Below are 4,041 nucleotides of genomic sequence, written 5' to 3'. Positions count from 1 at the left end.
TGGCACTGGCAGTAGCTCTTATTACAGTGAATGGTATAGGCAATGGCTTCAGGATATTGAAAATGCCAAAGAAGCTGCACAAAAAGGGCAAGCTGAAAAAGAATATGAATCTCTTAGGAAATCATTGCTTATGCGCGCTGCGGATAATCCAAGTGTTATCTTGGATTTAAGTGTCACCGAGCTAAATATAATTATAACTTGGATACGTTATAGAACGATTGAGGAACCACGCCACCCCTTTATGAGTCACGAGTTTAAAGAACAGTTTGGATTTTATGATACTATGCTCTACGAGGAGATATCTCTTGTAAGTAGACAGTTTGATGTGGGAGGCAGCGTTACAGCATTCGGTGGACATATAAATTATCTTGCTGTGGGTATGTTAGCGGCACATTATGGTCCTAACCATATTCAAGCACTTCCTGGTTTTGTGGTTGGTCATAATTTCAAGCAAATATGGCAGGGCGAAGGCTGGCGAAATTTAAGTGACATTAATCCTGGTACAAGGTGGGCTCTACTTGGTGCCTCCCAATATCGAATTAGGGATTAGAAAAGGTAAATATTATATGAAAACGACGTTGATTATAATCCCTATCCTAGTTGCATTTTTTTATTATTTTTCTAGTACAAAAAAAGAGTATTGCAACAACCTCAAAGCAATAGCCATAGATAATAATAAGATAGAATATTTAGAAACGTGGGCTAACAAAAAAATATCGAATAAAAAATTTCTTAGTTCTATGGGATGGTCAGGCAGATCTAGTGCACAAGAAAATTCAGAGAAATTTTCTAAGTTAGAATTAGACTTAGATTTTTTAGGAATTGACCCAAAATATGCATGGATACAATTGAACCGCCTTGTTAAGGATAGAGATAATTATTTGGACAGTAAAACTATTAAGTCTGTAAGTTTTGGAGAAGGTAGGAACAGCATTATAATAAAGATTGGTAAATCCTCAGAATATGGCATTGATGATATTGATAGTATAAAAGAAAAGTTACTGCAAATCAATAGTAAGATTTCCGTTTTATGTCGCTCTTAGCCTCACCTAGAGAGAATAAGTTGAAAGAACGAAATTTATAGAAGAGGTGATAGTAATTGGGGGACCCTTGCCTGAACCCAATCTCTCTGGTTCTTTCTGGTATAATTTTGGTGGTAGTACTGGTGGTGGTAGTGGCAGCACTGTTGGCGGTATCGGCGGCACTGGCAGTAGCTCTTATTACAGTGAATGGTCTAGGCAATGGCTTCAGGATACTGAAAATGCCAAGGAAGCGGCAAAAAAGGGCGCACAAAAGGGGAGTTACTTGGATCGAATTGACCAAGCAATTCTAAACATTTTTATCAAATATCAACTTCCGTCTGCCCCACAAGGAGCTGTGGACTACTTAGCTGGGTTAGGTGATGGACTACTATTAGGATTTGGCGATGATATTCGGGGCGTGTTAAATATTGGTGGCGTGAATACTGAATCTGGTCTGTATCTAGCAGGGGAAGTAACAAGCTATGCAGCTGGAGTTGCAAGGGTTGGGTATGCTGCTACAGTCAAAATTGGTGCGCGGCTGGCTCCTTCTGGAACTGCTGCTAACGTCTTCCGTAATAATATGAAGGGCCGCTTCAGGCTAGGCACTTTTCGTAGCTATAGGTCCCTCTCCTACTCTCAGGCTTTGAGTCGTTATGGTAGCGATGCAGCGGTACAAGCCGTTGCAGGAAGAACGAATATCTATTTCAATATTTATGGTGCTGGCATTCTAGCTGGTGGTGTGTTTGGAAATTAGAGGGCGGAATATGCGTACCTACCCGATTAAAAGCACGGAAGGCATTATGTACGCTTTTGAAGTAGAAAGTGTATATATATCGGTTAATGGTATTGCATCGATATTATCCACTGTTGATGGCATATCTGATGTGTTGCAAAGGAAAGCTTTTAGTTCGGAGGAAAACCTTGTTTCCTTCCAATTCCAGGGAAAGGATTGTGTAGTTTGGGAACCATACGGAGATAGTAGCCGCTATTGGATTGGGCCGAAAGAACCTGAGCCATATACAGATTTTTCTGATGTGGAAAAAGCTTTCGAGCGATATCAACCATTTATCATTAGGAAGTTAGTTGGTGACATCCTGACTCTGAAATTTTTGCCTCATTCCTTGTTCCGACTATCATAAAGCTATTTCTAGATACTTGACCAATAAAAGCCCCAGCAAGAAAAATTGCCGAGGCTTTAGCTTTTTCCTTCTGGTATAATTTGGCGGTAGTACTGGTGGTAGTGGCAGCACTGTTGGCGGTATCGGCGGCACTGGCAGTAGCTCTTATTACAGTGAATGGTCTAGGCAATGGCTTCAGCAACAGGAGGACACTAAAAATGCCAAGGAAGCGGCAAAAAAGGGCGCACAAAAGGCTAGAGGCCCTGGGACTGTATTTGAAACAGTTAACGATGCCGCAGCAGACGGAATTTTGTATGCGTCTGAAACCCCCCAGTTCGATAAAGATGGACTTTTTCTTGAGCAAGGTGGCGATATTTATCCTGTTGAAGGAGGATATACATACAACGACTTACAAGTCGGTGACACTGGAAGTGTTATCGTAAGAGTTACGAAAGATGCTGTAGCTTGGTTCCATACACATCCCCCGGGAGGAGCAGGAGGCAGAAGTGTTGATAGAGCTAATCGGTATTGGAGTCCTGGAGATAGAAGACGTAATAGAGGATTAGAAAAAGCGTTAGGGAGACCAATAACAGTTTTTATTGGAGGCACAGATGGAGCTGTTAGGGCCTTTTCAACTGGTGGGCCAAGGCGAGGAATAGTAGTAAGACCCCCGGGTTTCTTTGATTGGAAAAATCTTTAGAGGTCACCTAACAATGAAAGTATCCATTGAAAAACTAATTATGAAATTTCGTCACTTTGCTTGTATTTTTTTCTGTAATCTATTGGCACAAAATGTATTAGCTAAGCCGGTAGATGAATATATTGTGAAAGCAATAGATGAAATCCCAGGGGTATTGACTTCTTACAAAGCTGACATACTTTTTGAAAAGTCTAATACTTCAGTTTTGATTGATTTGAGTCTTGATCATTCAGGTCAAACGCTTGTTTCATTTTCAATTACCACTAAATGGGGCAATATTTCTATTCCTTCCAATATTTTAGGAAAACTGCCATTACCCCAGTTGAACTCGATAGATGTTTCATATACGCCGAAAAAGATAAGCGATAAGGACTGGTCATATTCTTTGCGAATGCATTACGGTGAATATATTCCGCATAAACCTGAAGGGGATAATTATTCTTTGGTTGAGTTTGGGTTTGACAAAAATTCTTTGCTTGATGTAACTATTTTTGATGCCAAAGAAAATAACTCGACGCTACTATATGATAAAAACCCTTAGGCAGACAGTCTTGAACATAAATCTTAAGCTGTAAAAAGCAACCTCTTGCACAAAAGATTGACAATGATCTGTCCATGATTGAGTGGAAATTTGATCAAGTTGTTCGTGAAATGACCGAAAACGGTTTGCGTAGACCTGGTAGTGGTTGGGTGAATGGTTGGTTGAATAATTTTGAAAGTAGTTTACCATTTTGCCCTAGCTATTATGGTTGCGGAGATCAAGCCCTACATTTAATCGATCAACTTTATGATTCAGATTTCTACAATAGTTTAAACGAGCACTGGCGGTTTGAAATTATTTATGAGGTCGGAACCATTCATCAGGTATTCCCTCATCAATGGGTTGAGGGGTATCCTTTGGGGCATGAATCTACCCGTATATTGCTTGACCCTTGGGAAAATAACAGAGAAAGATTAAATGAATAAAGTTTTTCTTAAAAAGCTTCTTTTTTGGTGTGGCCTGTTAGGGTTTATAGGTTTTGCTTTGGGGCAGAAAGGAACCGTCGATTCTAATTTAATGGTATGGACGGGAGGAGGCGTTATTCTTGGATCTATATTAGCAGTAATTTTCTTTCTTTTGGAAAAAAGAAAAGCTAAGAAATCTCTGAATAAGTATTAATTTCTAGCTATGAAAAACTGTCCAAGTCGGCGTTTCTATAAA

At 39.8% G+C, this 4,041-nt stretch carries 8 protein-coding genes; all 8 read left to right on the top strand.

Annotated features, from left to right (window positions below):
• Positions 1–550: hypothetical protein (locus tag Q5Y71_RS16365; RefSeq protein ID WP_306043156.1), on the top strand; the 550-nt coding region annotated here is incomplete at its 5' end.
• 16 nt (positions 551–566) lie between these two features.
• On the top strand, positions 567–1,043 hold the full coding sequence (locus Q5Y71_RS16360) for a hypothetical protein (protein WP_306043155.1): 477 nt from the start codon (positions 567–569) through the stop codon (positions 1,041–1,043).
• 67 nt (positions 1,044–1,110) lie between these two features.
• On the top strand, positions 1,111–1,776 hold the full coding sequence (locus Q5Y71_RS16355) for a hypothetical protein (protein ID WP_306043154.1): 666 nt from the start codon (positions 1,111–1,113) through the stop codon (positions 1,774–1,776).
• Between the two features lie 10 nt (positions 1,777–1,786).
• Complete coding sequence (locus Q5Y71_RS16350; protein ID WP_306043153.1) at positions 1,787–2,161, top strand: hypothetical protein; 375 nt, start codon at positions 1,787–1,789, stop codon at positions 2,159–2,161.
• Between the two features lie 289 nt (positions 2,162–2,450).
• Positions 2,451–2,840 carry a hypothetical protein gene (locus tag Q5Y71_RS16345; protein WP_306043152.1) on the top strand — a complete coding sequence of 130 codons (390 nt, stop codon included), beginning with the start codon at positions 2,451–2,453 and terminating at the stop codon, positions 2,838–2,840.
• 13 nt (positions 2,841–2,853) lie between these two features.
• Positions 2,854–3,381: a hypothetical protein gene (locus Q5Y71_RS16340; protein ID WP_306043151.1), complete on the top strand. Its 528-nt coding sequence runs from the start codon at positions 2,854–2,856 to the stop codon at positions 3,379–3,381.
• Between the two features lie 74 nt (positions 3,382–3,455).
• Positions 3,456–3,806, top strand: a complete 351-nt coding sequence (locus tag Q5Y71_RS16335) for a hypothetical protein (protein ID WP_306043150.1) — start codon at positions 3,456–3,458, stop codon at positions 3,804–3,806.
• On the top strand, positions 3,799–3,999 hold the full coding sequence (locus Q5Y71_RS16330; protein WP_306043149.1) for a hypothetical protein: 201 nt from the start codon (positions 3,799–3,801) through the stop codon (positions 3,997–3,999). Before Q5Y71_RS16335 ends, Q5Y71_RS16330 begins: the two co-directional genes overlap by 8 nt.
• The last annotated feature ends 42 nt before the right edge of the window (positions 4,000–4,041 follow it).

This window comes from Microbulbifer sp. 2205BS26-8 (genome assembly GCF_030731025.1).
In the GTDB taxonomy this organism is placed as follows: domain Bacteria; phylum Pseudomonadota; class Gammaproteobacteria; order Pseudomonadales; family Cellvibrionaceae; genus Microbulbifer; species Microbulbifer spongiae.
Note: the sequence above shows the minus strand (reverse complement) of the source record. Positions and strands in the feature narration are given on the sequence as shown.